This is a genomic window from Actinosynnema sp. NPDC002837 (assembly GCF_040295345.1).
Taxonomy (GTDB): Bacteria; Actinomycetota; Actinomycetes; order Mycobacteriales; family Pseudonocardiaceae; genus Actinosynnema.
In genome coordinates this window covers 23,774-48,959 of the sequence record NZ_JBEOVG010000025.1, presented here as the reverse complement: position 1 = coordinate 48,959, position 25,186 = coordinate 23,774, and the positions used below count along the sequence as shown (strand labels likewise).

Annotated in this window: 24 protein-coding genes; 19 read left to right on the top strand and 5 right to left on the bottom strand. The window is 72.8% G+C overall.

The annotated features are described in order from the left end of the window. Positions 1–33 precede the first annotated feature (33 nt). A complete protein-coding gene (locus tag ABTZ99_RS19320; RefSeq protein WP_498775935.1) occupies positions 34–564 on the top strand; it encodes a MarR family winged helix-turn-helix transcriptional regulator in 531 nt (176 codons plus the stop codon). Here ABTZ99_RS19320 and ABTZ99_RS19315 read toward each other — a convergent pair. Continuing rightward, positions 495–1,583 carry an NAD(P)/FAD-dependent oxidoreductase gene (locus tag ABTZ99_RS19315; RefSeq protein WP_499612700.1) on the bottom strand — a complete coding sequence of 363 codons (1,089 nt, stop codon included), beginning with the start codon at positions 1,581–1,583 and terminating at the stop codon, positions 495–497. The genes ABTZ99_RS19320 and ABTZ99_RS19315 overlap by 70 nt on opposite strands. Positions 1,584–1,683: 100 nt before the next feature. After that, entirely contained in the window at positions 1,684–3,372 is a 1,689-nt protein-coding gene (locus tag ABTZ99_RS19310) for a DEAD/DEAH box helicase (protein WP_498775939.1), read from the bottom strand. 520 nt (positions 3,373–3,892) lie between these two features. Between ABTZ99_RS19310 and ABTZ99_RS19305 the strand changes: the two genes are divergently transcribed. The 12 genes from ABTZ99_RS19305 (at position 3,893) to ABTZ99_RS19250 (ending at position 12,554) form a co-directional block, all read left to right on the top strand. Beyond that, the gene (locus ABTZ99_RS19305) at positions 3,893–4,300 is read left to right on the top strand and encodes a histone-like nucleoid-structuring protein Lsr2 (RefSeq protein WP_499612698.1); all 408 of its coding nucleotides are present in this window, start codon (positions 3,893–3,895) and stop codon (positions 4,298–4,300) included. A gap of 279 nt (positions 4,301–4,579) precedes the next feature. Continuing rightward, a complete protein-coding gene (locus ABTZ99_RS19300; RefSeq protein WP_498775943.1) occupies positions 4,580–5,287 on the top strand; it encodes an AfsR/SARP family transcriptional regulator in 708 nt (235 codons plus the stop codon). Positions 5,288–5,295: 8 nt separating this feature from the next. Continuing rightward, a complete protein-coding gene (locus tag ABTZ99_RS19295) occupies positions 5,296–6,060 on the top strand; it encodes an AfsR/SARP family transcriptional regulator (RefSeq protein ID WP_498775945.1) in 765 nt (254 codons plus the stop codon). 100 nt (positions 6,061–6,160) lie between these two features. Further along, a complete protein-coding gene (locus ABTZ99_RS19290; RefSeq protein WP_498775948.1) occupies positions 6,161–6,424 on the top strand; it encodes an acyl carrier protein in 264 nt (87 codons plus the stop codon). A 45-nt stretch (positions 6,425–6,469) separates the two neighbouring features. Next, positions 6,470–7,702, top strand: coding sequence for a beta-ketoacyl-[acyl-carrier-protein] synthase family protein (locus ABTZ99_RS19285; RefSeq protein ID WP_498775952.1), 1,233 nt, complete (start codon positions 6,470–6,472; stop codon positions 7,700–7,702). Further along, positions 7,702–8,400 carry an alpha/beta fold hydrolase gene (locus ABTZ99_RS19280; RefSeq protein WP_499612695.1) on the top strand — a complete coding sequence of 233 codons (699 nt, stop codon included), beginning with the start codon at positions 7,702–7,704 and terminating at the stop codon, positions 8,398–8,400. Before ABTZ99_RS19285 ends, ABTZ99_RS19280 begins: the two co-directional genes overlap by 1 nt. Next, the gene (locus ABTZ99_RS19275; protein ID WP_498775957.1) at positions 8,397–9,359 is read left to right on the top strand and encodes an acyl-CoA thioesterase family protein; all 963 of its coding nucleotides are present in this window, start codon (positions 8,397–8,399) and stop codon (positions 9,357–9,359) included. The genes ABTZ99_RS19280 and ABTZ99_RS19275 overlap by 4 nt, the downstream gene beginning before the upstream one ends. Next, a complete protein-coding gene (locus ABTZ99_RS19270; RefSeq protein ID WP_499612693.1) occupies positions 9,356–10,390 on the top strand; it encodes a beta-ketoacyl synthase N-terminal-like domain-containing protein in 1,035 nt (344 codons plus the stop codon). Before ABTZ99_RS19275 ends, ABTZ99_RS19270 begins: the two co-directional genes overlap by 4 nt. Then, positions 10,387–10,674 (top strand): ApeI family dehydratase, encoded by a 288-nt coding sequence (locus ABTZ99_RS19265; protein ID WP_498775964.1) that lies wholly within the window; start codon positions 10,387–10,389, stop codon positions 10,672–10,674. Before ABTZ99_RS19270 ends, ABTZ99_RS19265 begins: the two co-directional genes overlap by 4 nt. Continuing rightward, on the top strand, positions 10,671–11,123 hold the full coding sequence (locus ABTZ99_RS19260; protein WP_499612690.1) for a 3-hydroxyacyl-ACP dehydratase FabZ family protein: 453 nt from the start codon (positions 10,671–10,673) through the stop codon (positions 11,121–11,123). The genes ABTZ99_RS19265 and ABTZ99_RS19260 overlap by 4 nt, the downstream gene beginning before the upstream one ends. Then, the gene (gene fabG / locus ABTZ99_RS19255; protein ID WP_498775969.1) at positions 11,120–11,854 is read left to right on the top strand and encodes a 3-oxoacyl-[acyl-carrier-protein] reductase; all 735 of its coding nucleotides are present in this window, start codon (positions 11,120–11,122) and stop codon (positions 11,852–11,854) included. Before ABTZ99_RS19260 ends, fabG begins: the two co-directional genes overlap by 4 nt. 1 nt (position 11,855) lies before the next feature. Then, positions 11,856–12,554 (top strand): 2-hydroxychromene-2-carboxylate isomerase, encoded by a 699-nt coding sequence (locus ABTZ99_RS19250; protein ID WP_499612688.1) that lies wholly within the window; start codon positions 11,856–11,858, stop codon positions 12,552–12,554. Positions 12,555–12,575: 21 nt separating this feature from the next. On the opposite strand, the gene ABTZ99_RS19245 is transcribed toward ABTZ99_RS19250, so the two are convergent. Continuing rightward, the gene (locus tag ABTZ99_RS19245) at positions 12,576–15,320 is read right to left on the bottom strand and encodes a hypothetical protein (RefSeq protein WP_499612686.1); all 2,745 of its coding nucleotides are present in this window, start codon (positions 15,318–15,320) and stop codon (positions 12,576–12,578) included. A 160-nt stretch (positions 15,321–15,480) separates the two neighbouring features. Between ABTZ99_RS19245 and ABTZ99_RS19240 the strand changes: the two genes are divergently transcribed. After that, positions 15,481–16,467: a Gfo/Idh/MocA family protein gene (locus ABTZ99_RS19240; RefSeq protein WP_498775975.1), complete on the top strand. Its 987-nt coding sequence runs from the start codon at positions 15,481–15,483 to the stop codon at positions 16,465–16,467. 4 nt (positions 16,468–16,471) lie between these two features. Here the strand turns inward: ABTZ99_RS19240 and ABTZ99_RS19235 are convergent, their stop codons facing one another. Both ABTZ99_RS19235 and ABTZ99_RS19230 read right to left on the bottom strand, forming a co-directional pair. Further along, entirely contained in the window at positions 16,472–18,910 is a 2,439-nt protein-coding gene (locus ABTZ99_RS19235; RefSeq protein ID WP_498775977.1) for an FtsX-like permease family protein, read from the bottom strand. Continuing rightward, positions 18,910–19,716, bottom strand: a complete 807-nt coding sequence (locus ABTZ99_RS19230; protein WP_499612683.1) for an ABC transporter ATP-binding protein — start codon at positions 19,714–19,716, stop codon at positions 18,910–18,912. Before ABTZ99_RS19230 ends, ABTZ99_RS19235 begins: the two co-directional genes overlap by 1 nt. 357 nt (positions 19,717–20,073) lie before the next feature. Between ABTZ99_RS19230 and ABTZ99_RS19225 the strand changes: the two genes are divergently transcribed. From ABTZ99_RS19225 to ABTZ99_RS19205, 5 genes are all read left to right on the top strand, one after another. After that, a complete protein-coding gene (locus ABTZ99_RS19225; protein WP_498775981.1) occupies positions 20,074–21,108 on the top strand; it encodes a LysR family transcriptional regulator in 1,035 nt (344 codons plus the stop codon). 223 nt (positions 21,109–21,331) lie between these two features. Then, entirely contained in the window at positions 21,332–22,258 is a 927-nt protein-coding gene (locus ABTZ99_RS19220; RefSeq protein WP_499612681.1) for a 3-oxoacyl-[acyl-carrier-protein] synthase III C-terminal domain-containing protein, read from the top strand. Position 22,259: 1 nt separating this feature from the next. Beyond that, complete coding sequence (locus ABTZ99_RS19215) at positions 22,260–23,618, top strand: preATP grasp domain-containing protein (RefSeq protein ID WP_499612679.1); 1,359 nt, start codon at positions 22,260–22,262, stop codon at positions 23,616–23,618. After that, complete coding sequence (locus ABTZ99_RS19210; RefSeq protein ID WP_498775989.1) at positions 23,615–24,916, top strand: type III PLP-dependent enzyme; 1,302 nt, start codon at positions 23,615–23,617, stop codon at positions 24,914–24,916. The genes ABTZ99_RS19215 and ABTZ99_RS19210 overlap by 4 nt, the downstream gene beginning before the upstream one ends. After that, a complete protein-coding gene (locus ABTZ99_RS19205) occupies positions 24,913–25,185 on the top strand; it encodes an acyl carrier protein (protein ID WP_498775991.1) in 273 nt (90 codons plus the stop codon). The genes ABTZ99_RS19210 and ABTZ99_RS19205 overlap by 4 nt, the downstream gene beginning before the upstream one ends. Position 25,186 lies beyond the last annotated feature (1 nt).

Sequence of the window (25,186 nt, the reverse complement as noted above, 5' to 3'; positions counted from 1 at the left end):
TTGGTTCGCGGTGCGAACGAGTATCGTGATCCCATGGCCAAGGCCGAGGGTGAGCAGATGGGCATCGTCACCGCGCTGGTGCGCGCCACGTTCCTGGTGGACGCGGTGTACGCCGACTCGGCCCGGGAGTACGGCCTGACCCAGCAGCAGGGGCAGTTGCTCTGCGTGCTGATGCCCCGGTCCTACGGCATGGGCGAGCTGGGCGAGGTGCTCGGCCTGGCCAAGTCGAGCCTGAGCGGTCTGGTCGACCGGACCGCGCGGCGCGGCCTGGTCCGCCGCGAGGCGGACGCCCACGACAACCGCGCGGTCCGGGTCGAGCTGACGCCCGAGGGCAGCCGGCTCGCCGACGAGTTCTACGCCGAGACGTGCCGCCGGATCGAGCGGCTGCCCTCGGGCCTGCCCGACGCCGAGCGCGAGACCCTCGCGGACCTCCTGTCCCGCCTGGTGCGGGACAACGAGGTGCCGCCGGTGTTCATGGTGTTGAACGAGCAGGGTCAACGGGTGGCGGGGTCGACGCCGAACAGCTCCACGAACCGCCCGGTGAACAGGTCGGCCCCCTTGTAGCGGGCGACGTCCTCCGGCGACAGGAGCGTCGTGCCGTCCGGGGTCGGGAACTGGCCCACACCGCCCTTCGGGCCCAGCGGCAGCAGGATCGACGGCACGGGGGACGGGCGGTAGGTGGCCGTGGGCCGCTCGCCGCGCACCTGGGCCGCGATGTTCTTAGCCACCACCTCGGCGTGCTGCATCGCGTACCCGGCCATCTTCGCCTCGGCCAGGTCGGTGATGTCGCCGACCGCGTACACGTGCCGGTGGCCCTCGACGTTGAGCGTTTCGGTCACCCTGACCCGGCCCTGCGGCGTCCGCGCGTCGTCCAGGAAGCCGCCGTTGACGCGCGCGCCGTGGCAGCGGAACCAGATGTCGGCGGTGAGCTCGCCGTCGGTCGTGCCGACGGTGAACGTCCCGGCCCGCGCCGGTTCCGTCGGCGGCGCCGCGGTCAGCGCCGTGCCCAGCCGCAGCTCCACGCCGATCGCGTCGAGCTGCCGGTGCAGCTCGTCGCGCAGCTCGGGCTCGAACCCGGGCACCAGCCGCTCGGCCGGGTCGACGACGGTCACCCGCTTGTCCGGCCACACCGCCTTGATCTCGCCGGACAGCTCCAGGCCGACCGGGCCCGCGCCGACGATCAGCACGCGCGGCGCGTCGGCGAGCTCCTTGTGGGTGGCCAGCAGCCGGTCCAACGCCTCGGTGGACGACTCGGTGTCCGTCTTCGCCGGGTACGGGTAGTCCGACCCGGTGGCCAGCACGACGTAGTCCGCGGCGATCCGCTCGCCGGAGGCCGGCGTGACACCGCCCGGGTCGACCGACGCGGCCCGGGCGCGGACGACCCGACCCCGCGCGAGCAGGCCGTCGTACGGGAAGAAGATGTTGCCCGCCCAGTCCGGTTCCACCAGCGCCCGCAGCGATCCGGCGGCGTGGACGAACGCGTCCTTCGGCTCCACCAGGACCACGTCGGCGTCCTCGTCCAACGCCTTGGCGACCGCGGCGCCCCCGTACCCGCCGCCGACGACCACGACAACACGACTCATCTCGGCACACTCCCCAGCGATCAGTAGTTCGTCCTACGAACCATACTAGTTCGTAGGACGAACTGACAAATCGCGGTGAGGATCGTCCCGGGTGGCGGTGTCAGCGCGGGTCGTCGCGCTCCCGCCGCACGGTGACCTTGCGGCCCTTGATGGTCGCGCCCCGCAACGAGGCGATGACCTGCTGCGCGGCCGAGTCCGGCACCTCCACCAGCGAGAACCGGTCGGCGATCTCGATCGCGCCGATGTCGCGGCCGTTGAGGCGCGCCTCACCCGCGATCGCGCCCACCAGGTCCTGCGGCCGGATGCCCGAGCTGCGGCCCGCGCCGACGAACAGCCTGGTCATGCCCGCGGACGGGCGGCGCGGCCGGCGCGGCTCACGGCGTTCGCCGCCGCCCTCGCGCCCGCGGCGGTCACCGGACGGCCCGGACCGCGGCACGTACTCCGGGATCTCCTCCTCGTCCGCCGCCGCGCCGGTGGCCTCGTGCGCGAGCTTCACCGCCGCCAGCGCCACCTCCATGACGTCGAACTGGTCGGTCAGCGTCTCCACCACGACCCGGAAGCTCTCCAGGTCGTCCTCCAGCAGGCTCTCGTGCAGCGCGGCGCGGGTCAGCTCCAGCCGGCGCGCCCGCAGGTCCGCGATCGTCGGGACCTTCTCCATGTGGATGCGCTGCTTGGTGACGCGCTCGATGGTCTTGAGCATGCCGTGCTCGCGCGGCTCGGCCAGGGTGATCGCCACGCCCTCGCGGCCCGCCCGCCCGATCCGGCCGATGCGGTGCACGTAGGACTCCGGCGCGGACGGCACGTTGTAGTTCACGACGTGCGTCAGCTGCTCGATGTCCAGCCCCCGTGCCGCCACGTCGGTGGCCACGAGCAGGTCGGCCGTGCCGTTGCGCAGCCGCGTCATCACGCGGTCGCGCTGCTCCTGGCTGATGCCGCCGTGCAGCGACTCGGCCCGGTAGCCGCGCCCGTTCAGCGTCTCGGTGAGCTGGTCGACCTCGTCGCGCGTGCGGCAGAACACGATCGCCGCGGTCGGCGCCTCGACGTCCAGCACCCGGCCCAGGGCGGCGGGCTTGTGCGCGCGCGGCACGACGTACGCGCTCTGGCGCACCTTCGGCGCCTCGCCGGGCTCCGCCTGCTCGCGGCCGATGGTGATGCGCACCGGGTCGGACAGGTGCGTGCGGGCCAGGCGGTCGATGCGGCCGGGCATGGTCGCGGAGAACAGCACGGTCTGCCGCTCCGACGGCGTCTCGGCCAGGATCGTGTCCAGGTCCTCGGCGAAGCCCATGTCGAGCATCTCGTCGGCCTCGTCGAGCACGACGACTTCCAGGTGCTCCAGCTTCAGCGTGCCCCGGTTGAGGTGGTCGACCGCGCGGCCCGGCGTGGCCACCACGACGTCGACGCCCTGCTCCAGCACCCGCAGCTGCCGCCCGATGGGCTGGCCGCCGTAGATGGGCAGCACCCGCGCGCCCAGCTCACGGCCGTACCGGTGCACCGCCTCGGAGACCTGCACCGCCAGTTCCCGCGTCGGCACCAGCACGAGCGCGAACGGCGCCCGTCGCTCGCGCTCGCCGCCCGCCATGCGCTCCAGCACGGGCAGCGCGAACGCGGCCGTCTTGCCGGTGCCGGTGGCGGCCTGGCCGAGCAGGTCGCGGCCGGCGGTCAGCGGCGGGATGGCCTCGCGTTGGATGGGGGTGGGCTCCTCGTAGCCGAGGCCGGACAGCGCCCGGAGCAGTTCGGGGCGCAACCCGAGGTCGGCGAAGCTGGTCCGGTCGTCGGGCTCGTCGTTCATGCCCTCAAGTCTCGCTGATCGCCCCTGAACCGCTCGGTGAGGGGGGTCGCGCGCCGCGGTCGGGTCCGGGATTCCGCAGTCACCGCGAATCGCGTCGCGCCCGTCCGGATCGGGTCCCGGGCTCGTGCTCATCGCGTGGCCCGGGGGTCGGGGAGTCGGCGGTGAAGTCACGCCGTCAAGGGTCGAACGCACCACACGGGCGTATCGGCGGTCGACTCCGGGGATTGTCCGAAATTGACGGTTGACGGCCGGTTGTCGAGCGTCGGCCGAAGTGTCGGGAATACGGGAATCTGCGGGAATCGCGTCGCGCGCGGACGTCCGAGGCTTTTCGGGAAGCGGAGTCGGGTGAGGCGTGGCCGCCGCTCGGGGTAACACCGGTGCGGCCGATCGTCACGGCTGCGACCGGGGATTCACCCGGAGGTCACACTGGGGCCGCCCGCTATACCTCTCCTATACTTGGCGATCGGCATCCCCTTCATGGTCAACTCACCGGTAGCGTGCCGCGAGATCGATACCCAGCGTGAGTTCCGACCAGTGGGAAGTGGTGCGCGTGGCGGTGGACGACTTGGACGGGCATTCCGGGCACGACGTCCGGCCGGTCTCGTTCGGCCTCGACGGGGTGTGGTTCGAGATCCGCCTCGGCGCCGCGAACGCGGCCAGACTGCGTGCCGTCCTGGACCGGTTCGTGCGTGCCGCGCGGCGGGTCCCCGGCACCGCTCCGGCACCGGTACGCAGCGCCGATGCCCACCTGGCGCAGGTCGTGCGGCAGTGGGCGCGCGAGCACGGCTACCGGATCTCCGACCGCGGCAGGCTCTCGGAGATCGTGCTGGAGGCCTACGAGCACGCGCACAGCGGCCGACGGCGCGCGGACGGGTCGCGGGGAGTCGCCGATCACCCGAAGCGGCTAGGTGGTCGTGACGCGCCGTGACCGTGACCGCCGTCGGGCCCAAGTTCGTCGAGTCCGGAAGCAGCAGCCGGAGTCCGGCGCTGCCCCGATCGGCGGCATACCGCCGCGGCACGGTCCCAGTGGTTCAAATGATATTTCCCCCATCGTGACGGGCTCGGCAACATGTCAAACGCTTTAGTCGGCCGATTTCGAGGTTGGATGGCCGGCTACCGCGCGCTCTGCGCCGTCTAGAGACTGGGGGTCGTGACCATGCGGGTGCAGATTCTCGGTGCTGTCGCCCTCGCACGTGAGGATCGTCGGATGGGTGTGGCCGCTCGTCAGGTGCGCACCCTGCTCGCGTTGCTGGCGCTTTCACCGGGCGCCCCCGTTCCGTTCGACCAGCTGGTCGAGGAATTGTGGGCCGGTAAACAGATGGGAAACGCGCGCAACGCGCTCCAGGCGAATGTGGTGCGGCTGCGCAAACTGCTGGAGCAGTTCGCCGACGTGCCGGGCGACTGCCTGGTCCGCACGGTGAGCAGCGGCTACGTGCTCGACCTGCCGGGCGCGGCGGTCGACGCGCAGCTGTTCCGCGACCTGGCCGACCGCGGCTCGGCCCTCGTGCCGCAACGGCCCGGCGAGGCGATCGACCTGCTGGAACGCGCGTTGCGGCTGTGGCACGGACCGGCGCTGTTCGACGTGAGCGACGGCCTGCGGTTCCGCATCGAGGCCGCCCGGCTCGACGAGCGCAGGCTCAGCGCCCGCGAGGACCTCATCGCCGCCAAGCTCGCCAACGGCGAGGACCGCGGCGTCGTGTCCGAGCTCAAGCAGCTCGCCGCCGAGTACCCGGAGCGGGAGCGGTTCAGCGAGCAGCTGATGGTCGCGCTGTACCGCAACGGCAGGCAGACGGAGGCGCTGGACGTCTTCCACCACACGCGCAGGCGCCTGGCGAGCGAGCTCGGGTTGGAGCCCGGCCGCGCGATGCGACGGCTCTACCAGGCGATCCTCGTCCACGACCAGGTACTGCTGTAGGAGGCGAAGTGCTGGAGTTCCGGGTCTTGGGGCCGGTCGAGGCGCACCACGACGGGCAGGAGGTGCCGCTGGACGGGTCGAAACCGCGCACCGTCCTCACGGCGTTGCTGCTCGCCGACAACGGCGCTGTCTCCGACACCCAGATGAGCGATTTCCTGTGGGGCGACCACCCGCCCGCCACGTTCAACGCGCAGATCTACACCTACGTCTCGCGCCTGCGCAAGACGCTGCGCCGGGAGGTCGGCATCACCCGCCGTTCCCGCGGCTACGAGGTGCGGCTCACCGACTGCGCGTTCGACCTGCGGGAGTTCGAGGAGCAGGCGGCGCGGGGCCAGTCCGCGCTCGCCGCCGGCCACTACGAGGAGGCGGCGCGGCTGCTGCGCGCGGCGTTGCGGCTGTGGCGCGGTCCCGCGTTGACGGGGGTGTCGGAGCACCTGGCGGACGCCGAGGCGCCGCGGTTGGAGGAGGCGCGGATCGCCGCGCTGGCCAGCCGCATCGAGGCCGACCTCGCGCTGGGCCGGCACGCCCAGCTGCTGCCCGAGCTGACCAGGCTCGTGCACCAGCACCCGTTGCAGGAGCGGTTCCGCGCCCAGCTCATGACCACGTTCTACCGCTGCGACCGGCAGGCCGACGCGCTCGTGCTGTACGAGGAGGGCCGGCGCATGCTCGCCGACGAGCTGGGCATCGACCCGGGCTCGCTGCTGCGCGAGGTGCACCTGGCGATCCTCACCGCGGACCCCGTGCTGGCGTCGCCGCGCCGGGTGGCGGTGTAGCGCGGGCGGGAGCCGTATAGCCCGCCGCATAGGCCGGATATAGCCCCGAAAAGCAGGGTGGGAACCGGTAGGCAGAAACCCGTGTTCCCGGAGGTGCCCAGTGACCAGTTCGGTGCGGATCGACGCGGACGGCAAGGCGAAGATCAAGGAGATCGTGTCGGAGATCCTCGAGATCGACGCCGCGGAGATGACCGACACGAGCCTTTTCAAGGAGGACCACGACGCCGACTCGCTCGGCGCCATCGAGATCCTCTCGGCGTTGGAGCGCACGTTCGGCGTGGAGATCGACCAGGCCGAGCTGACCCGGATGGTCAACCTCGACGGCGTCATCGCGGTCGTCGCCGAAGCCCAGGCCGCCAAGTAGCCACCTCACCCGTCGAGCGGTCCGGCACCGGACTTGGAGGGCACGATGCACGACGGAGTGCGGCAGCCGCGCCGGGTGGTGATCACGGGTCTCGGCGTGGTCACCAGCATCGGCATCGGCGTCACCGAGTTCCTGGCCGGCCTGCGCGAGGGTCGCAGCGGGATCACGCCGATCACCTCGTTCGACACCACCGGTTTCAGCCACGCCAACGGCGCCGAGGTCACCGACTTCGACCCGGCCGCGTGGCTCACCCGGGTGGACCCCGACGAGCTCGGCCGGGCCGGGCAGTTCTCCGCCGCCGCGGCGCGCATGGCCGTGGGCGACGCGGGCCTCACGGTGGAGGAGCTGCGCGGCAAGCGGGCCCTGGTGTCCGTCGGCACGACCGACGCCGAGTCGCGCGACCTGGACAACCTCGTGGCGCAGCAGCTCGAGCACGGCCCCGAGTCGTGGAGCCCGGTCGTCGCGCGGCGCTCCACGGCCGGTCGCCTGTCGTCCAGCATCGTGCGCGAGCTGGCGTTGACCGACGTGGAGGCGGTGACCATCCCGACCGCGTGCGCGGCGGGCAACTACGCCATCGGCAACGGCTTCGACGCCATCCGCGAGGGCGAGGTGGACGTCGCGCTGGTCGGCGGCGCGGACGCGGTGTGCCGCAAGACGTTCACCGGCTTCTACCGGCTCGGCACGATCGCGCCGGAGGTGTGCGCGCCGTTCGACAAGGACCGCAAGGGCATCCTCACCGGCGAGGGCGGCGGCATCCTGGTGCTGGAGTCGCTGGAGTCCGCGCTGGCCCGCGGCGCCCGGATCTACGCCGAGGTGCTGGGCTACGGCCTCAACTGCGACGCCAACCACCCCGTGGCGCCGGACCGGGACAGCCTGGCCCGGTGCATCGAGCTCGCGCACCGCAACGCGGGCGTCAAGCCCGAGGACGTCGACTTCATCTCCGCGCACGGCACCGGCACCAAGGCCAACGACGTCACCGAGTCCGGCGCGATCCGGCAGGTGTTCGACGCGCCGCCGCCGACCGTGTCGATCAAGTCGATGCTCGGCCACTCGATGGGCGCGGCGTCGGCGCTGGCGTCGGCGGCGTGCGCGCTGGCGATCACCGAGGGCTTCATCCCGCCCACCATCAACCACCGCGAGACCGACCCCGAGGTGGGGCTGGACTGCGTGCCCAACCAGGCGCGGCCGGCCACGCTGAACGTGGTGCAGAACAACGCGCTGGCGTTCGCGGGCAACAACTCGGTGCTGATCCTGGGCCGGTACCGGGACGCGGTCTGATGGTCGAGGTGCTGTTCCTGCACGGCTTGGCGGGCAAGGCGGCGGTGTGGGACGCGCTCGACCTGCCGGTCACCGCCGTCACGCCGGAGCTGCCGTGGCACGGGATGGCCGACCCGGCGTGGAGCCACGAGCCGGACCCCGGTCGGTTCGTGGTCGACGCGGTGTCGGCCGCGCACGACGTCGTGGTGGCGCACTCGTTCGGCGCGAACCTGCTGCTGGAGTGCTACGCCGACGGCCGCGTGCCGCCGCGGCCCACGGTGCTGGTGTGCCCGTTCTACCGGCCGGAGCCCGCGGACTTCGACTGGCCCACGATCTCCTACTACCTCAACGACTTCCACCGCACGTTCACCGAGGCGCTGCGCGTCGGCGAGACCGCCCGCTTCCCCGAGGCCAAGCGCGAGTGGCTGGCCAGGGCGTTGCGCGACCAGGTCGGCCCGTACGGCTGGACGCGGTGGTTCCAGACCTACCTGCGCACCCCGTTCCTGGACCTGTCCCGGGTCGACGCGCCGGTGCTCGTGGTGAGCGGCGTGGACGACATCGCCGCCCGCCCCGACGACGGCCGCGCCCTGGCCAAGGCCCTGCCCCGCGGCCGGTTCGAGCCGCTGGACGGGTGCGGCCACTTCCCGATGATCGAACAACCCGACCGCCTCGCGGCCCTGGTCCGCGACGTCGTCGACGAACACCTGGAGCTGACGTGACCACCACGACCGTCTCGCTGCGGCCCCGCTACGAGGGCTCGAACATCTGCACCTGGATCGGGTTCAAGCACGTCAACTACATGGTCGAGGAAGCGGTGCTGGACCACCTGCGGCAGAGCGGGTTCCCGGCCGGCGCGCTGTACGAGCGGTTCGGGCTGTGCACCGACATCACCGACCTCGACACCAAGATCCTCACCGCGTTCCACATCGACGACCTCGCGCGGGCGACGGTCGAGCGGGTCGACGGCGACGGGCCGCTGCAGGTGGTCGTGGAGCTCACCGTGGAGCGGGACGGCAAGACGGTGAAGGCGGTCAAGTCGAAGGTGTCGGTGTCGTTCCGGCTCGACCCGCACGGCTTCGACGCCGAGCCCGTGCCCGACGAGCTGCGGCCGCACGTGGTCGACGAGATCGGCGCGCCCCGGGCCGCCGTGCTGGACAAGATCGGCGCGGTCGAGCCGGTCGAGGTCGGCGACGCCGACCCGCTGGACCTGCTCACGGCGGGCAAGAACGCGTTCGCCTGGGCGTGGCGGATCCCGTACTTCTACTGCCACTTCACCGAGCGCGTGCAGATGTCGGGCTACCTCCGCCAGATGGAGGAGGTGCTGGACCTGTTCGTGCAGGACCGCGGCGCGTCGATCAAGACGCTGCTGGACGAGCAGAACTGGATCCCCGTCGTGCCGAAGTCGCGGATCACGTTCCTCGGCGAGGCGAACATGGAGGAGACGCTCTACACGGTGTTCACCGTGGAGGAGGTCTTCAAGCGCTACACCTTCACCGCCCGGATGGACTGCTACGTGCTGCGCGACGGCGTGCTGGTGCCGACCGCGACCGGCCGCATCACCCACGGCTGGGCCGTGATCGAGAACCGCAAGGACTGGAGCCTGGTCGACTTCGACGACCGCCTCGTCGGCGCCATCACCGGCAAGGCCGGGTCGCTCAGCGGGCGCGGTGCGTCGTGACGGCTTCCCTGGTGGACGGCCTGGTCATCTCGGCGTGGTCGGCGGTGTCCCCGTTCGGGATGGGCGCGGAGGCGTTCACGGGCGGTGTGCGGGCGGGCGTCCCGGCGCTCGCCCCCGCGCCCGGCGGCCCGTTCGAGCAGGCGGCGCTGGTGCCGGACTTCAGCGCGGCCGGCGCGTTGGGCAAGAAGGGCACCCGGACCATGGACCGGGTCACGGCGCTGGCCGTCAGCACGGTCGGCCGGCTGCTGGAGGAGTGCGGCCCGGCGTTGCTGGAGCAGCCCGAACGCGTGGGTGTCGTGCTGGGCACCGGTTCCGGCAGCGTGCAGTCCATCATGGACTTCACGCGTGACGGCCTCACCGGCGAGAAGCCCTACCACGTCGACCCGGCGCTGTTCCCCAACACGGTGATGAACCGCGCGGCCGGGCAGAGCGCCATCTGGCACAAGATCAAGGGTCCCAACACCACCATCGCGGGCGGCGCGCTGACCGGGCTGCTGGCGTTGAGCTACGCGGCACGGCTGCTGCGCGGCGGGCACGCGGACCGGGTGCTGGTCGGCGCCGCCGAGGAGTACTCCGAGCAGCGGGCGTGGCTGGAGTGGCGCGGCAGCGAGGGCACGGCCGGTCCGCTCGGCGAGGGCGGCGCGGTGTTCCTGCTGGAGCGCGAGTCGGCCACGGCCGGGCGGCCGGTGCTGGCCCGCGTCGTGACCACCCGGTTCCGCGGGTTCTTCGAGCCCGGCGGGGCGGCGGAGGCGTTGCGCGAGTGCGTGCGCGCGGCGCTGGCGGAGGCGGCCCTGGACCCGGCGGACGTGGTGTTCGTGTCCACCGACGGCGCCGAGGAGCCCGCCGTGGTGCAGGCGCTGGGCCGCACGCCCGAGTGGTTGCGGTGCGTGCCGCTGGTGGGCGACACGTCGGCGGCGGTGGCGAGCTTCCAGCTCGCGGCGGCGATCGCGGCCGGCCGGTCGGGCGCCGCGCTGGTGACCGGCGTCGAGCGGGACGGCACGGTCGGCTGCGTCGTGCTGGACCTGCCGTGAGCACGGTGCGCGTGGACCCGGCGGACCCCGTGTTCGCCGGGCACTACCCGGGCTTCCCGATCCTGCCGGGGCTGTTCGTGCTCGACCACGTGCGGGCCGCGCTGCCCGGCCACCGCGTGGTCGCGCTGGACCGGGCGAAGTTCGTGCGGCCGGTGTTCCCCGGCGACGAGCTGACCGTCTCGACCGAGCTGACCGCCGAGGAGGACCACGTGCGGTGCGCGGCGAAGGTGTCCACCGGCGCGGGCACGGTGGCGGAGTTCAAGCTGCGGCTGGTGGCGACGTGACGGGCCTGGCCGGCATCCGGCGGATCATCCCGCACCGGTTCCCCGTGCTGCTGGTGGACCGGGTGTCCGAAGTGGACCCTGGCAGCAGCATCGTGACGGTGAAGGCGGTCAGCGGGCGCGAGCCCTGTTACGCCGGCGCCGACGTCGAGGACGCGTACCCGCTGGGGCTGCTGATGGAGTCGTGGGCGCAGTCCGCGGTGCTGCTGACCCGGTGGGAGCACCCGAACCCGGACGTCCGGGCGGACAAGGTCGAGCTGATCAGCGGCATCCGCGACGTCGTCGTGCACGGCGACGTGGTGCCCGGCGACGTGGTGGAGCACCACGTCCGGCTGGTCCGGGAGGTGGCCGACGCGGCGATCCTCGCGGGCCACAGCCTGGTGGTCGGGCGCAAGGTGCTGGAGATCGGCTCGTTCACGATGGCACGGCGCAGGGCGGAGGAACTGGCATGAGGCGCGTGGCGCTGGTGACCGGCGGGTCGCGGGGCATCGGGCACCAGGTGGTGGCCCGGCTCGCGCGGGACGGGTTCGACGTGGCGTTCTGCTACCAGTCGAACCGCGACGCCGCCGAGGTGGTGGAGAAGGAGGCGCTCGCCGCGGGCGCGGCCGTGTTCACCGCGCAGGTGGACGTGGCCGAGAAGCGCGAGGTGGACCGGTTCGTCAAGGACGCCGAGCGGTCGTTGGGACCGTTGCACGCGGTGGTGTCGTGCGCGGGGATCGTGCGCGACAACCCGTTGGTGCTGCTGAAGGAGGAGGACTGGCAGCGGGTGCTGCGGGTCAACCTCGACGGCACGTTCCACCTGGCCAAGGCCGCGGTGTTCGCGATGATGAAGCGCAAGGCGGGCTCGGTGGTCACGCTGTCGTCGGTGGCCGGCGTGCACGGCAACGCGACGCAGACGAACTACTCGGCGTCCAAGGCCGGGATCATCGGCTTCAGCAAGGCGTTGGCCAAGGAGGTCGGCAAGTACGGCATCCGGGTCAACGCGGTGGCGCCGGGGTTCATCGAGACCGACATGGTGGCCGGGCTGGGCGAGGACTTCGCGTCCCGGATGGCGGCGCAGATCCCGCTGGGGCGGTTCGGCCGGCCCGAGGAGGTGGCCGACCTCGTGTCGTTCCTGGTGTCGGACCAGGCCTCCTACGTCACGGGCCAGGTGTTCGGCGTCGACGGCGGGTTGGTGATCTGACGTGGCGCGCGAGCCCCGGTTCTACTTCTCGCTGCGCAGCCCGTACTCCTGGCTGGCCTACCACGACCTGCTGCGCGAGTACCGGGACGTGGCGGACGCGATCGAGTGGCGGCCGTTCTGGGAGCCCGACGAGCGCAACGAGCGCGCGTTGGCCGAACGCGGCGAGCACTTCCCGTACGCGGCGATGTCGCGCGCCAAGCACTTCTACATCCTCCAGGACGTGGCCAGGCTCGCCGCGGCGCGCGGGCTGGAGCTGACGTGGCCGGTGGACCGCGACCCGGTGTGGGAGATCCCGCACCTGGGGTACCTGGTGGCGTTGCGCGAAGGGCTCGGGCCGCAGTACATCGCCGCGGCGTACCGGGCGCGGTGGGAGCAGGGGCGTGACATCTGCTCCCGCGAGACGGTCGCCTCGATCGCCGCGGAGCTGGGGCTGGACCCCGCCGAGGTGTCGGGCGCGAGCGAGGACCCGGAGCTGCGGGCGCGCGGGGTCGAGCTGCTGGTGGACATGTGCCGGGACGGCGCGTTCGGCGTGCCGTTCTTCGTGCACCGGTTCACCCGGTTCTGGGGCGTCGACCGGTTGCCCGACTTCGTCGCGCACGTGCGGTCGAAGCTCGCGCCGGCGGCGGCTCTGCCCGCGTCCTCCAGCGCGGTCGGCCTCGGCCGCTCCTCCGACGAGGGGCACGCGGGCGGCTGCGGCTGACGGCGGCGCGGTCGGTGCGCGTCAGCGCCGGCAGGTGAGCACGTCCGGCGGCTCGGTGCCCACGTAGCGCCGCCACTCGTCGGTGCTCAGGTCGCGGCCGGCCGAGGCGCACGCGGCGCGCACCCACTCCTGCTCGGTGAGGTGCCAGCGGGTCAGCTCGCCCTCGGGTTCGGCGGTGAGCAGGTGACTCGCATCGGTGCCCGGCGCCACCGCCGTCAACCGCGACACCCCCTGGGAGGGGTGGGGGAGCGGGATCGTGCCCAAGGGCTCGCCCGAGCCCAGGTCGGTCAGCACCAGCACGTGGTCGGCGCGGACGCGGGCGGCCACCCGACCGTCGTGGGTGGCGGCCAGGCCGGGCGCCCACCGCCCGGTGGACGGGACCGAGCGGATCACCGCCGCGCCGTCGCGGTCCCACACCTCGACCGCGGTCGCCCGCTCCACCAGCAGGTGCGCGCCGGTGTGGTGGACCGAGGCGGCGGGACCGCCGGCCAGCTCCCGCGTCGTGCCCGCGGCGACGTCGACCAGCACCACACCGGCCGCCCCCGACACCGCCACCTGCCCGCCGTCGGCGCTGACCGAGGCGCGGTCGGCCTGCACGGGCCGGTTGAGCAGCGAGGTGTCGACGCCGGTCTCGATCACGTCCAGCACCTCTCCCGTGGAGCTGTCGAGCACGTGCACCCGACCGTCCTGGTCGACCAGCACCAGCCGGGCGCCGTCGGCCGAGGCGCGGGCGGCCATGAGGTCCTCCATACCGGGGACGGCGGGCCACTGGTCGAGCAGTTCGGCGCCGTCGCGGTCGTAGACGTCCACGGTCCCGCTCGGCGTCGACAGCACGAACAGGCGGTCGCCGTCGGCGCTCCACACCGGCACGGCGCCGTAGTCGTCCACCCTCCCGTCCTCGAACCCGGCGAAGGCGCCGTCGCCGGCACCCACCAGGACTTGCTGCTGCGCGACCAGGGCGATCCGGTCCGGCGCCGTCACCAGCCACGGCGCGCGGCAGGCCCGGCAGGTGATGGGCAGGTCGCCGTGCAAGGGCTCGCCGACGCGGGTGTTGCGGGTCAGGTCCCACAGGACGAGGGCGTCGTCGGTGCCGGACACCAGGTGGTCGGAGTCGCCGACGAACGCGAGCGCGTCGGCCCGGCTGTTGTTGCCCGGCAGCCGCCACCGCCTGCCCTGGTCCGCGCCGGAGGTGTCCAGCACCTGCAGGACACCGGTGTGGCCGACCGCGATCCGGCCGCCGTCCGCGCTGACGGCGAGCGACTCGGGGTCGGGCTCGCCGATCGGCAGCCGGACGTCCGCCGTGTCGTAGTCCGCCGTCGCGACCCCCTCGGTGCGCCACAGCCAGGTCTCGCCTGCCCGCGACCAGCCGAAGTGGCCGCCGTCGGGGGAGTACCCCACGGCGTGCCCGCCGTCGGCGGGCAGCACGGACACCGGGACGGACCGGCGCACGGCCAGGTCGTCCACCGAGCGCAGCTGCCACTCGGTGGCGGCGAGCACCGCGAGCTCGTCCTCGGACCGCAGCGCCACCTTCTCCGGCCAGTTCGACGTCGAGGACTCGGCGGACCGCCCGGTGCGCCGGTCGTGCACGACCAGCCGGGCCTCGTCGTCGCGGGTGTCGCCCGGTTCGAGGCGGTGGGAGAGGAAGGCGACGACCTCGCCGGACGGGGAGATCGCCGCGCTGCCGCGGTTGTGCTCCGCCGGCACCCCGACCTCGGTGACGGCGTCGCGGCCGTCCCAGCGCAACGCGCGCCCCTCGGCGAGCACGGCCACCGCGTCGCCCTCGGCGTCGACCGAGAGGTCGACCACCGGGCGGTCGAGCCCGATCTCGGTCCTGGCGCCGCCGACGAGGTCCCACCGCACCACGCGACCGGTCGCGGTGCCCGCCACGGCGACGCGGCCGTCGCGCGACGCCGCGACCGACGTGACCCGCGACCCCACGTGCAGGTAGCGCTCCAGGTGCGGGCTCGCGGTCAGCACCTGGAACAGCACCGACCTGGTCACCGGCTGCGGGTCGGTCCGGTAGGCCTCCACCGCGAGCAGGTGCGCCAGGTCGAGCCGGGTGTCGACGTTGGCCAGGGCGGCGGACGCCAGGCCTCGCGCGGTCGCGATCCGCGCCTCGGCGCGGGCGTTGTCCCGCTGCACGATTGCCAGCACCGCGCCGACCACCGCCAGCACCGTGAGCAGCGCCAGCGCCACCACCGCGCCGCGCGCCAGCCGCAGGGTCGTGCGGTGCCGCCGGATGTCCTCGCCGACCAGCTCGTCCTTCGGCACCCCGCGCACGGTCGCGGCGACGTCGGCGACGCAGTCGCGGAAGCGGGCGTCGGTCTGGTCGACGTGCTCGGTGTCGTGCAGCCACCGCAGGTCCACCCACCGCGGCTCGGTGGCCATCGCGGTCCGCAGCGGGGGCGGCAGCGCCGTCCGCTCGTGGTCGGGGTCCAGTTCGCCGTCGGTCAGCACCAGCAGGATGCGGTCGGCGGACCGGTTGGCCAGCCACCACTCGACCTCGCGGGCCACCCACACCGACCGCGCGGCCTGCACCGAGGCCATGAGCACCAGCCACCGCGAGGAAGCCAGCGCCCGCTCGATCGAACCCCACAGGTCCGGGTCGGCGGACAGGCTCGCGTTGTCCAGGAACACCCGCATCGCGCGCGGCCGGTACCACGGCTTCGCCAGGCGTTGGAGCCCGGCGCGCAGCGCGGGGCCCGCCCGTCCGTCACGTGCGTGGCTGTAGCTGATGAACGCGTCGTACTCCGCCCGGCCCGTCACTTCCACCCCCGCGGTCGTCCACGTCCGATGGTCCGCCCACTGGACAGGAGGAGGTACGCACCAGTGCGGATACCGCCGGGAACGGACGTGCCCGCACGGCGTGGCCTGCCGACGGCCTCGGCCGCCGGCCGGGGAGGTGAAGCGATTAAGCTCCGGCGGTGTGAAGCCGCTGCGCTGGGGTGTCCTCGGGGCCACCGCCCACATCGCCGGTCGGGTGCTGCCCGCGATCCACCGGGCGGCGGGCAACGCCGTGGTGGCGGTGGCCGGCCGGGCGGGGCGGCGGGCGGCGGCGGAGGAGGTGGCGCGGCCCTTCGGTGCCCGCGTGCACGACGGGTACGACGAGCTGCTGGCCGACCCCGACGTCGACGCCGTGTACATCGCGCTGCCCAACACCTTGCACGTGCCGTGGACGTTGCGCTCGCTCGACGCGGGCAAGCACGTGCTGGTCGAGAAGCCGATGGCGCTGTCCGAAGAGGACTGCGTGCGCGTCGAGCGCGCCGCCGCCGACCTCGTGGTCATGGAGGCGTACATGTACCGCTTCCACCCGCAGCAGCGGCGTGCGGCGGAACTGCTGGCCTCGGGCGAGATCGGCGAGCTGCGGGTGGTGCGGTCGGCGTTCGCGTACCCGACCGCGGTCGAGGGCAACATCCGGTTCGACCCGGCGCTGGGCGGCGGCGCGACGTGGGACGTCGGCTGCTACGCGTTCGACGTGCCGCTGTGGGCGTTCGACGCCGAGCCGCGCGCGGTGCGGGCCCGGTTCCACTCGCGGGAGGTCGACCTGAGCGCGGTGGCCACGCTCGACTTCGGCGACGGCCGCTGGGCCGTGCTGGACTACAGCCTCGAGTACGGCCCGCGCGCCGCCTACGAGTTCCAGGGCGCCCGCGGCTCGATCTCCGTGCGCAACGCGTGGACCCGTCCCGACGAGGAAGGGCTGATCACGGTCGTCACGCTCGACGGCGTGCGCGACGAGGTGGTGCCCGCGTCCGACGCCTACGAGCACCAGGCCGCCGCGTTCGCCGAGGCGGTGCGGGAGCGGGTCACGCCGCTGGTGTCGCCCGCGCACTCCGCGCGCACCGCCCGGGTGGGGCAGGCGCTCGTGCGGTCGGCCGCGACCGGCGCCGAGGTGGACCTCCGGCGCCGGCCGTGACCCGTCAGTCCACCGACGCCGCGGCTTGCACGGGAGGGGTCCGCAGCACGTACGCCGTGGACAGCACGGTCGACAGCAGCGTCAGCCCCGTCGCCCCGCCCACCACGACCAGGTAGATCGCGATCGGACCCTCCGGCCAGAACGAGCCGTTCAACGCGATGGCGAACGGCACGAGCGTCACCAGGGACACGATCCCGCCCAGGATGATGCCGCCCAGCGCGATCACCACCGACTCGACGCCGACCATCCGCAGGATCTGCCCGTGCGTGGCGCCGATGAGCCGTTGCAGCGCGAACTCGCGCCGCCGTTCACCGGTCGCGATCACCAGGGTGTTCACCAGCGAGATCACCGTGTACGCCAGGATCATGCCGACCAGCAGGTAGTTCACCCACGCGCCGGTCTGCTCGCCACCGCCGCCCGCCGCCACCGCCTCCTCGCGGCCCGCGACCCGCAGGTCCGGGTGGCGCTCGGTCAACGGCGCCAGCGCCGACTCGGGCCCCTTGACCAGCACCTGCGACGCCGAGCCGCCGGTGGTGTGCGCGACGACCAGCTCCGCGGGCAGCAACGCCGCGTCGAACGAGCCCGTGTGCACGGCCGCGACCTCCAGGTCGACCACCGCGCCGTCGCCGAGCTTCATCCGGACCGGGTCGCCGACCGCGACGCCGAGGTCCTCCGCCCAGCCGGTCGGCAGCGCGACCGAGTCGCCGCGCAGGTCGTCCAACGACCCGGCGGTGACGTCGACGTCCATGGTCCGCGTGACACCGCTCGGCGTCACGCCCAGCACGGTGATCTCGTCGTCGCCGTCCTCGTGGTCGGGGAAGAACGCCTCGGTGTCGACCACGGCCGACGCCGCCTCGACGCCCGGCAGCGCACGCACCTCGTCCACCACGTCCAGCGGCACGCCGCCGGTCGAGCCGGTCACCACGGCGTCCGCGCGCAGGCTCGCCGCGAACGCGTCCGTCGCCGCGCCCGCCTGCGTGGTCTGGAGGTAGAGCAACGCGGTCGCCAGACCCGTGGCCAGCATGACCGGCGTGATGGCGCTGGCCACGCGCACCCGCCGGGCGCCGGCGTTGAGCACCGCGAGGTACCCGGACATGCCGGACAAGGCCCGCACCGGCCAGTGCAGGACCGCGATCAGCACCTTCGCCGCGGCGGGGGAGAGCAGCGCGATGCCCGACGCCCACAGCATCGCGGTGGGACCGGCCGTGCTCGCCGCCACCGGCCCGGACATGACCACCGCGGTGATGATGCTCAACGCCGTGCCGCCGCCCAGGCACAGCAGCGCGAACACCAGGCGGGGCACGCTGAACCAGCGCGTCTGCAGGCCGGCCGCCGTCAACGCCTCGGTCGGCCGGGCCACCGCCGCGGCCCGTCCGGCGATGAACGCCGCGATCGTGGCGCTGAGCAACGAGATGCCGACGCCGGCCACCACGGGCACCCAGCCCTGGCGGTACGCCATCGCCCGCGGCGCGACGCCCGCGCCGGACAGCTGCGTCAGCAGCCACTCGCCGAGGTACGCGCTCACCGGCCAGCCCAGCGCGGTCGCCAGCACCGCCACGAACGCCGTCTCGCCGAGCACCAGCCGGCGCAGCTGGCCCGGCGTGGTGCCGATCGCCCGCAGCAGCGCCATCTCGCGGTGCCGCTGCTGCACGGACAGGCCGAGCGTGCCCGCCACCACGAACATCGCGACCATGATCGCCAGGCCGCCGAAGACCGCGGACACCGTGATGATCGTCTCGCCGCCGCCCCGGCTGTCGGAGAACTCGGCGAGCCCGCGTTCGTCGCCCGCGAGCACGACCACGTCCCGGGCGGCGACCGCGGCCGCCAGGCCCTCGCGCACGCCGTCCGCCGTCGCGCCCGGTTCGAGCAGCACGCCGAGCAGGTCGGCCTGGCCGGGTTTCGCGTACCGGCGCCGTGCCTCGTCGTCGGTGAAGAACACGGCCTTGGCCTCGACGGCCGCCCTGGCGACGCCGACCACCCGGTAGTCGACGCTCTCCGAGCCGATCCGCAACGCGACCGTGCCGCCGAGGCCGACGCCGGAGTTCGCGTCCACCACGACCTCGTCGGGTCCTTGCGGGGCGCGGCCCTGCTCCACCGCGTACGGCGCGAGGCGTGCGCCGGACCACGTGTGGCCGGTCGCCTCCGCGCCACCGGGCAGGACCACCGGGAACGCCACGTCGGCCACGACCTCGGCCACACCGTCCACGGCCGCCGCCTTCGCGGCCAGCGAGGCGTCGATCGGGGAGCGCTCCAGGTACGACGGATCGCCGGTGACGACCAGCGGCGCCGCCGCGAGCCGTTGCGCCGGGACGTCGTTGCGGATGCCGGTCTCCATCAGCCCGCCGCACGCCATCACGATCGCCGCGCCCATGAACAGCGCGATGAACGAGGCGGTGAACCCGCCGATGCGGTGGCGCAGCGTGCGCAACGCGAGGCGCAGCATCAGCGCACCCCGTTGGCCAGGTCGCCGGCGGGCTCGTCGGCCCACGCGCCCAGCTGGGTCATGCGCGCGCTGACGGCGTGCGCGGTCGGCGACGTGAGCTCGCCCGCGATCCGGCCGTCGGCGAGGAAGACGACGCGGTCGGCGTGCGCGGCGGCCACCGGGTCGTGCGTCACGATCACCACGGTCTGGCCGCCGTCGCGCACGGTCTGCCGCAGCAGGGCGAGGACCTCGAGCGCGGTGCGGGTGTCGAGCGCGCCGGTCGGCTCGTCGCCGAAGATCACCGCGGGTTCGGTGACGAGCGCGCGGGCGATGGCCACCCGCTGCTGCTGGCCGCCGGACAGCTCGCCGGGGCGGTGCCCTCGGCGGTCGGCGAGCCCGACGCGGGCGATGACGTCGTCCACCCGGGAGCGCTTCGGGCGGCGGCCCGCCAGGCGCAGCGGCAGCTGGACGTTCTCCACCACGGACAGCGCGGGCAGCAGGTTGAAGGACTGGAAGACGAAGCCGACGCGCTCGCGGCGCAACCGGGTCAGCTCGCGCTCGCCCAGGTCGGTGATCTCCCGGCCGTCGAGCAGCACGGAGCCCGACGTCGGCCGGTCGAGGCCGGCGGCGCAGTGCAGCGCGGTGCTCTTGCCGGAGCCGGAAGGGCCCATCACCGCGGTGAAGGTGCCGCGCGCGATGCCGAGCGTGACTCCGTCAAGGGCCACTACGCCGTTCCGCTCATTGCCGTAAACCTTGCGGACGGAATGCAGTCGGACGACGTCATCCACGCCTTGAATCGGAGATAGATTCACGTTCTTGCTCCCCATGTGGGACCTATCGGTGTGTGCACGCGCCGCAGACCATACGGACGTGATCACGCGGGTGGCACTGGTGCTGTCCCCCGCGTCGCCCGTGGGGCCGGCAGGTGGGGCCCGTCCCCGCATCGTTGCGGAGACAAGGCGTGACCGACTTTTGAGTAGGTACGTGCCGGGATCGTAGCGACGCTTTCCATAATTTCTGTTGAGAACTCAACGAATAGTGGGCTGTTGCGTGAACTCCTCCGCTCGGGATGGCCCGTGGGGTAGGTTGGAACGGCCGCCCGGCACGAACGAGGTGGGTCCGGGAAATCCCCGAACCCGCCGGAGTTGGTGGACCCCGAGTAACGACGCGAAGGGGTTGGATGCATGCACTTGGAGATACGTCATGCCAGGGTGGTCACCACCCTTGCCGAGGCCGGCAGCATCTCGAAGGCCGCGGCGAAGCTGTCCCTGCCCCAACCGAGCCTCACCGCCCAATTGAGACGGATCGAGAAGGCGGTTGGCGGCGATCTGTTCGTGCGTTCGGCCTTCGGGATTACTCCGACGCCCCTGGGGGAGCGTTTAATCCCGATGCTGGCCGATCTCGCCACCCGGGCCGACGCGGTGGTCGCGGAGGCGTCCTCGCTGTCGTCCGGAATTCTCCGTATCGGCAACGCCGAATGGACCCCGGTGACGCTGCGGCGGGCGTTGCAGTCGTCGCTGCCGTCGGTCGAGGTGCAGACGGTGACGCTGGACCCGGCCCTGGGGGTGGACGCGGTCAGCCGGGGCGAGCTCACCGCGGCGCTCGTGCCCAGCCCAGAGGCGGTGGACGGGGTGCGGGACCTGGATCCCGCGCTGGCCAAGGAGATCATCGTGCGCGAGCCGATCTGGCTGGCGCTGCCGCGCGACCACGCGCTCGCGCGCAGGACTACGGTGAGCCGAAGGCACATGCTGTCGTTGAGCTGGGTGCACCACGTGCCGGGGCACTGGTTCCACGTCGTCGAGGAGCACCTGTTCCGCAAGCTCGACCACCCCACGCCGGAGGTCATGCACTACGCGGGCGGGCACGCCGAGGCGATGAGCTGGGTGCGTGACGCGGGGGCGGCGGCGCTGGCCACGCCGACCGGGTCCACGTCGGACGTGAGCCTGGTGGCGATGACGGAGCCGTTGCGCAGCAGGCTGCTGCTCGTGTGGCGGCCCGGCTCGATCCACCCGAACACGTTGCGGCAGCTGATCGACGCGTTGCGCCGGTACTACTGCGACTACGCCCGCACGATCCCGCGCTACTGGAACTGGATGACCGAGCGGCCGACCGACTTCCCGGAACTGGCCGCGTTCCTGCCCCGCCCGACCCGCTGGTGGCCGCGCGACTCGACCGGCGACCACCACCCGTCCCCACCCTCCCGCACCGCCGCCACCTGACCCCGCGTGTCCCGCACCCGCAACGCGCGTGTCCTACGTTCCCGCACCCCGAGTTGAACGCTCAGAACGGTCGCGTGTGCTGAGCGTTCAACTCGGGTGTCCCGGACGTAGGACACGCGCGTTCTGAACGTTCGACACGCGGTCAGCGGAGTGTCAGCACGGTGTCAGTGGGCCTTGCGAACCTTGAGCCGGCAACGGACCAGGGCGAGCGAGGAGGACGCACATGACGGCGTTGGTGGCGGTCTCGAGTCACCTGCCGGAGACGGTGGCCGTCGCGGACCTCAAGGAGCCGCTCGGCCTCGACGACCAGCAGGTGCGCCGGTTCACCCGCCTCTACGGCCTCGAACGGATCTGCAAGTCGGACCTTTCCGAGGCGCAGCTGCTGATCGCGGCGGCCGAGAAGCTGGACGGGCTGCGCGGCCAGGAGGACCGGGTCCGCTACCTCATCCGCGCCAAGGGCATGCGCACCACCGCGCCCTACCCGGTCAGCCCGGTGCACGAGGTCCGCGAGGCGTTGAACCTGCGGCACGCGCAGACCCTCTCGGTCGCCGACCACGGCTGCGCCACCGGCCTGCTCGCCATGGACGTCGCCGGCACGCTGCTCGCCGCCGACGGCGACCCCGACGCGCTGGCGCTGATCCTGGCCGGCGACAAGACGTTCACCCCGTTCACCCAGTGGGTCCGCGACACGTCGATCATGGGCGAGGGCATGGCCGCGATCCTGGTGGCCGCCGACGGCGACCGCGACCACGTGCGCGGCTACGCCAGCCGCATCCACGGCCGCGACGACGGCGTGATCGACCTGACCCCGGAGATCGCCAAGGACGCCCGTCGCATCTACCAGGACGCGCTGGCCGAGGTCGTCGGCGCGGCCACCGAGGAGGCGGGCATCGGCGTCGCCGACATCGACCTGGTGCTGCCCCACAACGTCAACCGCGTGTCGTGGACGGTCGCGGCGAAGAACCTCGGCCTGCCCAACGACCGGTTCTTCCTGGACAACCTCGGCGCCACCGGCCACTGCTTCTGCGCCGACCCGTTCATCAACTACCAGACGGTGACGGAGCTCGGCCTGCTCAAGCCCGGCGACAAGTACCTGATGACGGCCGCCGGCCTCGGTCAGACCTTCGCCGCGATGGTCCTGGAGCACTGACATGGACGAACCGGACTTCACCCGCAGGCTCAAGACGGCGCTGCTCGGCACGCCGGACGCCTCGCTCGCGTTCCTCGGCAACTTCGAGGTCGAACAGCGGTGGGCGCTCGGCGAGCACACGTTGCCCCGGCTGTCGGCCGAGAGCGGCGCGGCCGTGGTCAACCACATGGACGAGTTCGCGCTCTTGCTGGCCGGCGGCGACGACCACGTCGTGCTCAAAGCCGCCCCCGACCCCGTCTACCTCGCCTACCTGACCGAGCTGGGCATCGACCTGCCCACCGTGCACGTCGTCGCGGACTCCGACCCCCGCCGCACGGTCACCGCCGACGCCCTCGCCGACCCCGCCACCGTCGAGGCGTTGACCGGCCTGGCCCGGGGTGGCGTCCGGCTGACCGCGCACGGCGTGTCCGACCTCGAAGCCGAGCTGGCCGAGCGCACCGGCATGGCGTTGGCCGCGCCGGACGCCGTCACGTGCAAAGCGGTCAACAGCAAGGTCTACAGCCGGCGTGCGGCCGACGAGCTGGGCCTGCGCCAACCCGCCGGGTGGGCCTGCGAGACCGTGGACGAGCTGCGCGAGGCGTTCGGGCGGGCCCGCGAGCTGGTCGCGGACGGCCGCAAGGTCGTGGTGAAGGAGGCGCTGGGCGTCTCCGGCAAGGGCATCGCGGTGCTGGAGAGCGAACGCCGCATGGACCGCCTGCTCGGGATGGTCGCCAAGCAGGTGGAGAAGACCGGCCGGCCGCGGCTGGGGTTCGTGGTCGAGGAGTGGGTCGCCAAGCGCGCCGACCTCAACTACCAGTTCACCGTGGCCCGCGGCGGCGACGTGCGGTTCGACTTCGTCAAGGAGCTGCACACCGAAGGCGGTGTCCACAAAGGACACCGGATGCCCGCGCGGCTGGCCGCGGGCCAGGTCGCCGAGCTCACCGAGACCGCGCACCGGCTGGGCAAGAAGCTCGCCGCGGACGGCTACTTCGGCGTGGTCGGCGTGGACGCCATGGTCGACCCCGACGACGGCCTCTACCCCGTCGTCGAGATCAACGCCCGCCACAACATGTCCACCTACCAGGCACGCGTGCAGGAGCGGTTCGTCGGCCCCGGGCAGCTCGCGCTGGCGCGGCACTACCCCGTGCGGCTGCGCCGCAGGCTCCCGTTCGCCGAGGTCCGCGAGCTGCTGCGCGGCCTGCTGCTCGACCGGGCCGGCGGCACCGGCCTGCTGGTCAACAACTTCGCCACGGTCAACGCGGGCCACCGCGCCGACTCGGCGTTCGACGGGCGGCTCTACGGCCTGCTCGTCGCGTCGTCGGACGAGGAGCTGCGACGCGTGGACGACGACATCACCGCCCGATTGGAGGCGCGACCGTGAGCGCTGAGTTCGAGGTGCAGGGCATCGGCATCACCGAGATCGCCGAGCGGTACGGCACACCGCTGTACCTGTACGACGGCGAGGAGCTGGAGTCCCGGGTCGACGGGCTGAAGGAGCTGCTGCACCCGCGGCTGGAGTTCTTCTTCTCCCTCAAGTCGAACCCCAACATCGGCGTGCTGTCCGTGCTGCACTCCCGGGGCGCGCGGGCCGAGGTGTCGTCGATGGCCGAGCTGGTCACCGCGCGCCGCGCCGGCGTCGACCCGGCCGACATCATCTTCCTCGGACCGGGCAAGAGCGCCGACGAGCTGGCCGCCTGCCTGGACGAGGGCGTCTACGCGATCGTGTGCGAGTCGTTCGGCGAGCTGGCGCTGATCGAGGAGTTCGCCGCCCTGCGCGGGGTGCGCGCACCGGTCGCGCTGCGGGTCAACCCCAGCTTCTCGGTCAAGGGCTCCGGCCTGACCATGGGCGGCAAGCCGCGCCAGTTCGGCATCGACGAGTCGCAGCTGTTCGCCTCCGACGACCTCGTGGCACGGCACCCGAACGTCCGCTTCATGGGCGTGCAGGTCTACATGGGCACCCGCATCCTGTCCGAGGAGGCGGTCGCCGAGAACACCGAGCGGATCTTCGAGCTGGCCGACCGGCTGGCCGGGCACCTCGGCATGCCGCTGGAGCTGGTCGACATCGGCGGCGGCCTCGGCGTGGCCTACTTCGACGGCGAGCGCGACCTCGACCTCGGCCTGCTCGCCGCCCGCGTCAACCCCGTCGTCGACGCGTTCGCCGACCGGCACCCCGGCACGCGGCTGGTGATGGAGCTCGGCCGCTACCTCACCGCCACGTCCGGCACGTACGTCGTGCGCGTCAGATACGTGAAGGAGTCGATGGGGGAGAAGTTCGCGGTCGCCGACGGCGGCACGAACCACCACATGGCGGCGGTGGGCATCGGGTCGTTCGTCAAGCGGAACTTCCCCATGCGGGTGCTCAACCGGGTCGACGAGCCCGCCACCGAGAGCTGGCACGTCACCGGACCGCTGTGCACGCCCAACGACACCCTCGGCAAGAAGGTCGAGCTGCCGCCCGTGCGGCCCGGCGACCTCGTCGGCGTGCTGCGCTCCGGCGCGTACGGCCCGACCGCCTCGCCGGTGCTGTTCCTCAGCCACGGCTACCCGGCGGAAGTGCTCGTCCACGGCGGGCGCGCGCACCTGGTGCGCACCCGTGACGAGACCGAGGACCTCCTGCGCCACCAACACCTCCCCGACCTCGCCGCCGCCACGGCTCTCACCGAAGGAACCGCATCATGAGCGAATCCACCACCGTCGCCACCCACGAGCGGATCGTCGGCGCCATCACCGCCGTCCTGGCCCAGGTGCTGGACTACGAGCTGCCGGAGCTGACCGAGCAGTCCCGGCTGTTCGACGAGCTCGGCCTCGACTCGACCGGCGTCTTCGAGCTGCTGATGCAGCTGGAGGAGGCGCTGGAGGTCGAGTTCGACACCGACAACCTCGAGATGGCGCACTTCGAGACGGTCCGGTCGCTGGCCGACTTCGTCGCCGCGGAAATGGACCGCTAGC

Bases quoted from the DNA above. Each gene is read 5' to 3' on its own strand.
- ABTZ99_RS19320 (WP_498775935.1), top strand. From the start codon at position 34: ATGGCCAAGGCCGAGGGTGAGCAGATGGGCATCGTCACCGCGCTGGTG.
- ABTZ99_RS19315 (WP_499612700.1), bottom strand. From the start codon at position 1,583: ATGAGTCGTGTTGTCGTGGTCGTCGGCGGCGGGTACGGGGGCGCCGCG.
- ABTZ99_RS19310 (WP_498775939.1), bottom strand. From the start codon at position 3,372: ATGAACGACGAGCCCGACGACCGGACCAGCTTCGCCGACCTCGGGTTG.
- ABTZ99_RS19300 (WP_498775943.1), top strand. From the start codon at position 4,580: ATGGGTGTGGCCGCTCGTCAGGTGCGCACCCTGCTCGCGTTGCTGGCG.
- ABTZ99_RS19285 (WP_498775952.1), top strand. From the start codon at position 6,470: ATGCACGACGGAGTGCGGCAGCCGCGCCGGGTGGTGATCACGGGTCTC.
- ABTZ99_RS19280 (WP_499612695.1), top strand. From the start codon at position 7,702: ATGGTCGAGGTGCTGTTCCTGCACGGCTTGGCGGGCAAGGCGGCGGTG.
- fabG (WP_498775969.1), top strand. From the start codon at position 11,120: ATGAGGCGCGTGGCGCTGGTGACCGGCGGGTCGCGGGGCATCGGGCAC.
- ABTZ99_RS19235 (WP_498775977.1), bottom strand. From the start codon at position 18,910: ATGCTGCGCCTCGCGTTGCGCACGCTGCGCCACCGCATCGGCGGGTTC.
- ABTZ99_RS19230 (WP_499612683.1), bottom strand. From the start codon at position 19,716: ATGGGGAGCAAGAACGTGAATCTATCTCCGATTCAAGGCGTGGATGAC.
- ABTZ99_RS19225 (WP_498775981.1), top strand. From the start codon at position 20,074: ATGCACTTGGAGATACGTCATGCCAGGGTGGTCACCACCCTTGCCGAG.
- ABTZ99_RS19220 (WP_499612681.1), top strand. From the start codon at position 21,332: ATGACGGCGTTGGTGGCGGTCTCGAGTCACCTGCCGGAGACGGTGGCC.
- ABTZ99_RS19215 (WP_499612679.1), top strand. From the start codon at position 22,260: ATGGACGAACCGGACTTCACCCGCAGGCTCAAGACGGCGCTGCTCGGC.
- ABTZ99_RS19205 (WP_498775991.1), top strand. From the start codon at position 24,913: ATGAGCGAATCCACCACCGTCGCCACCCACGAGCGGATCGTCGGCGCC.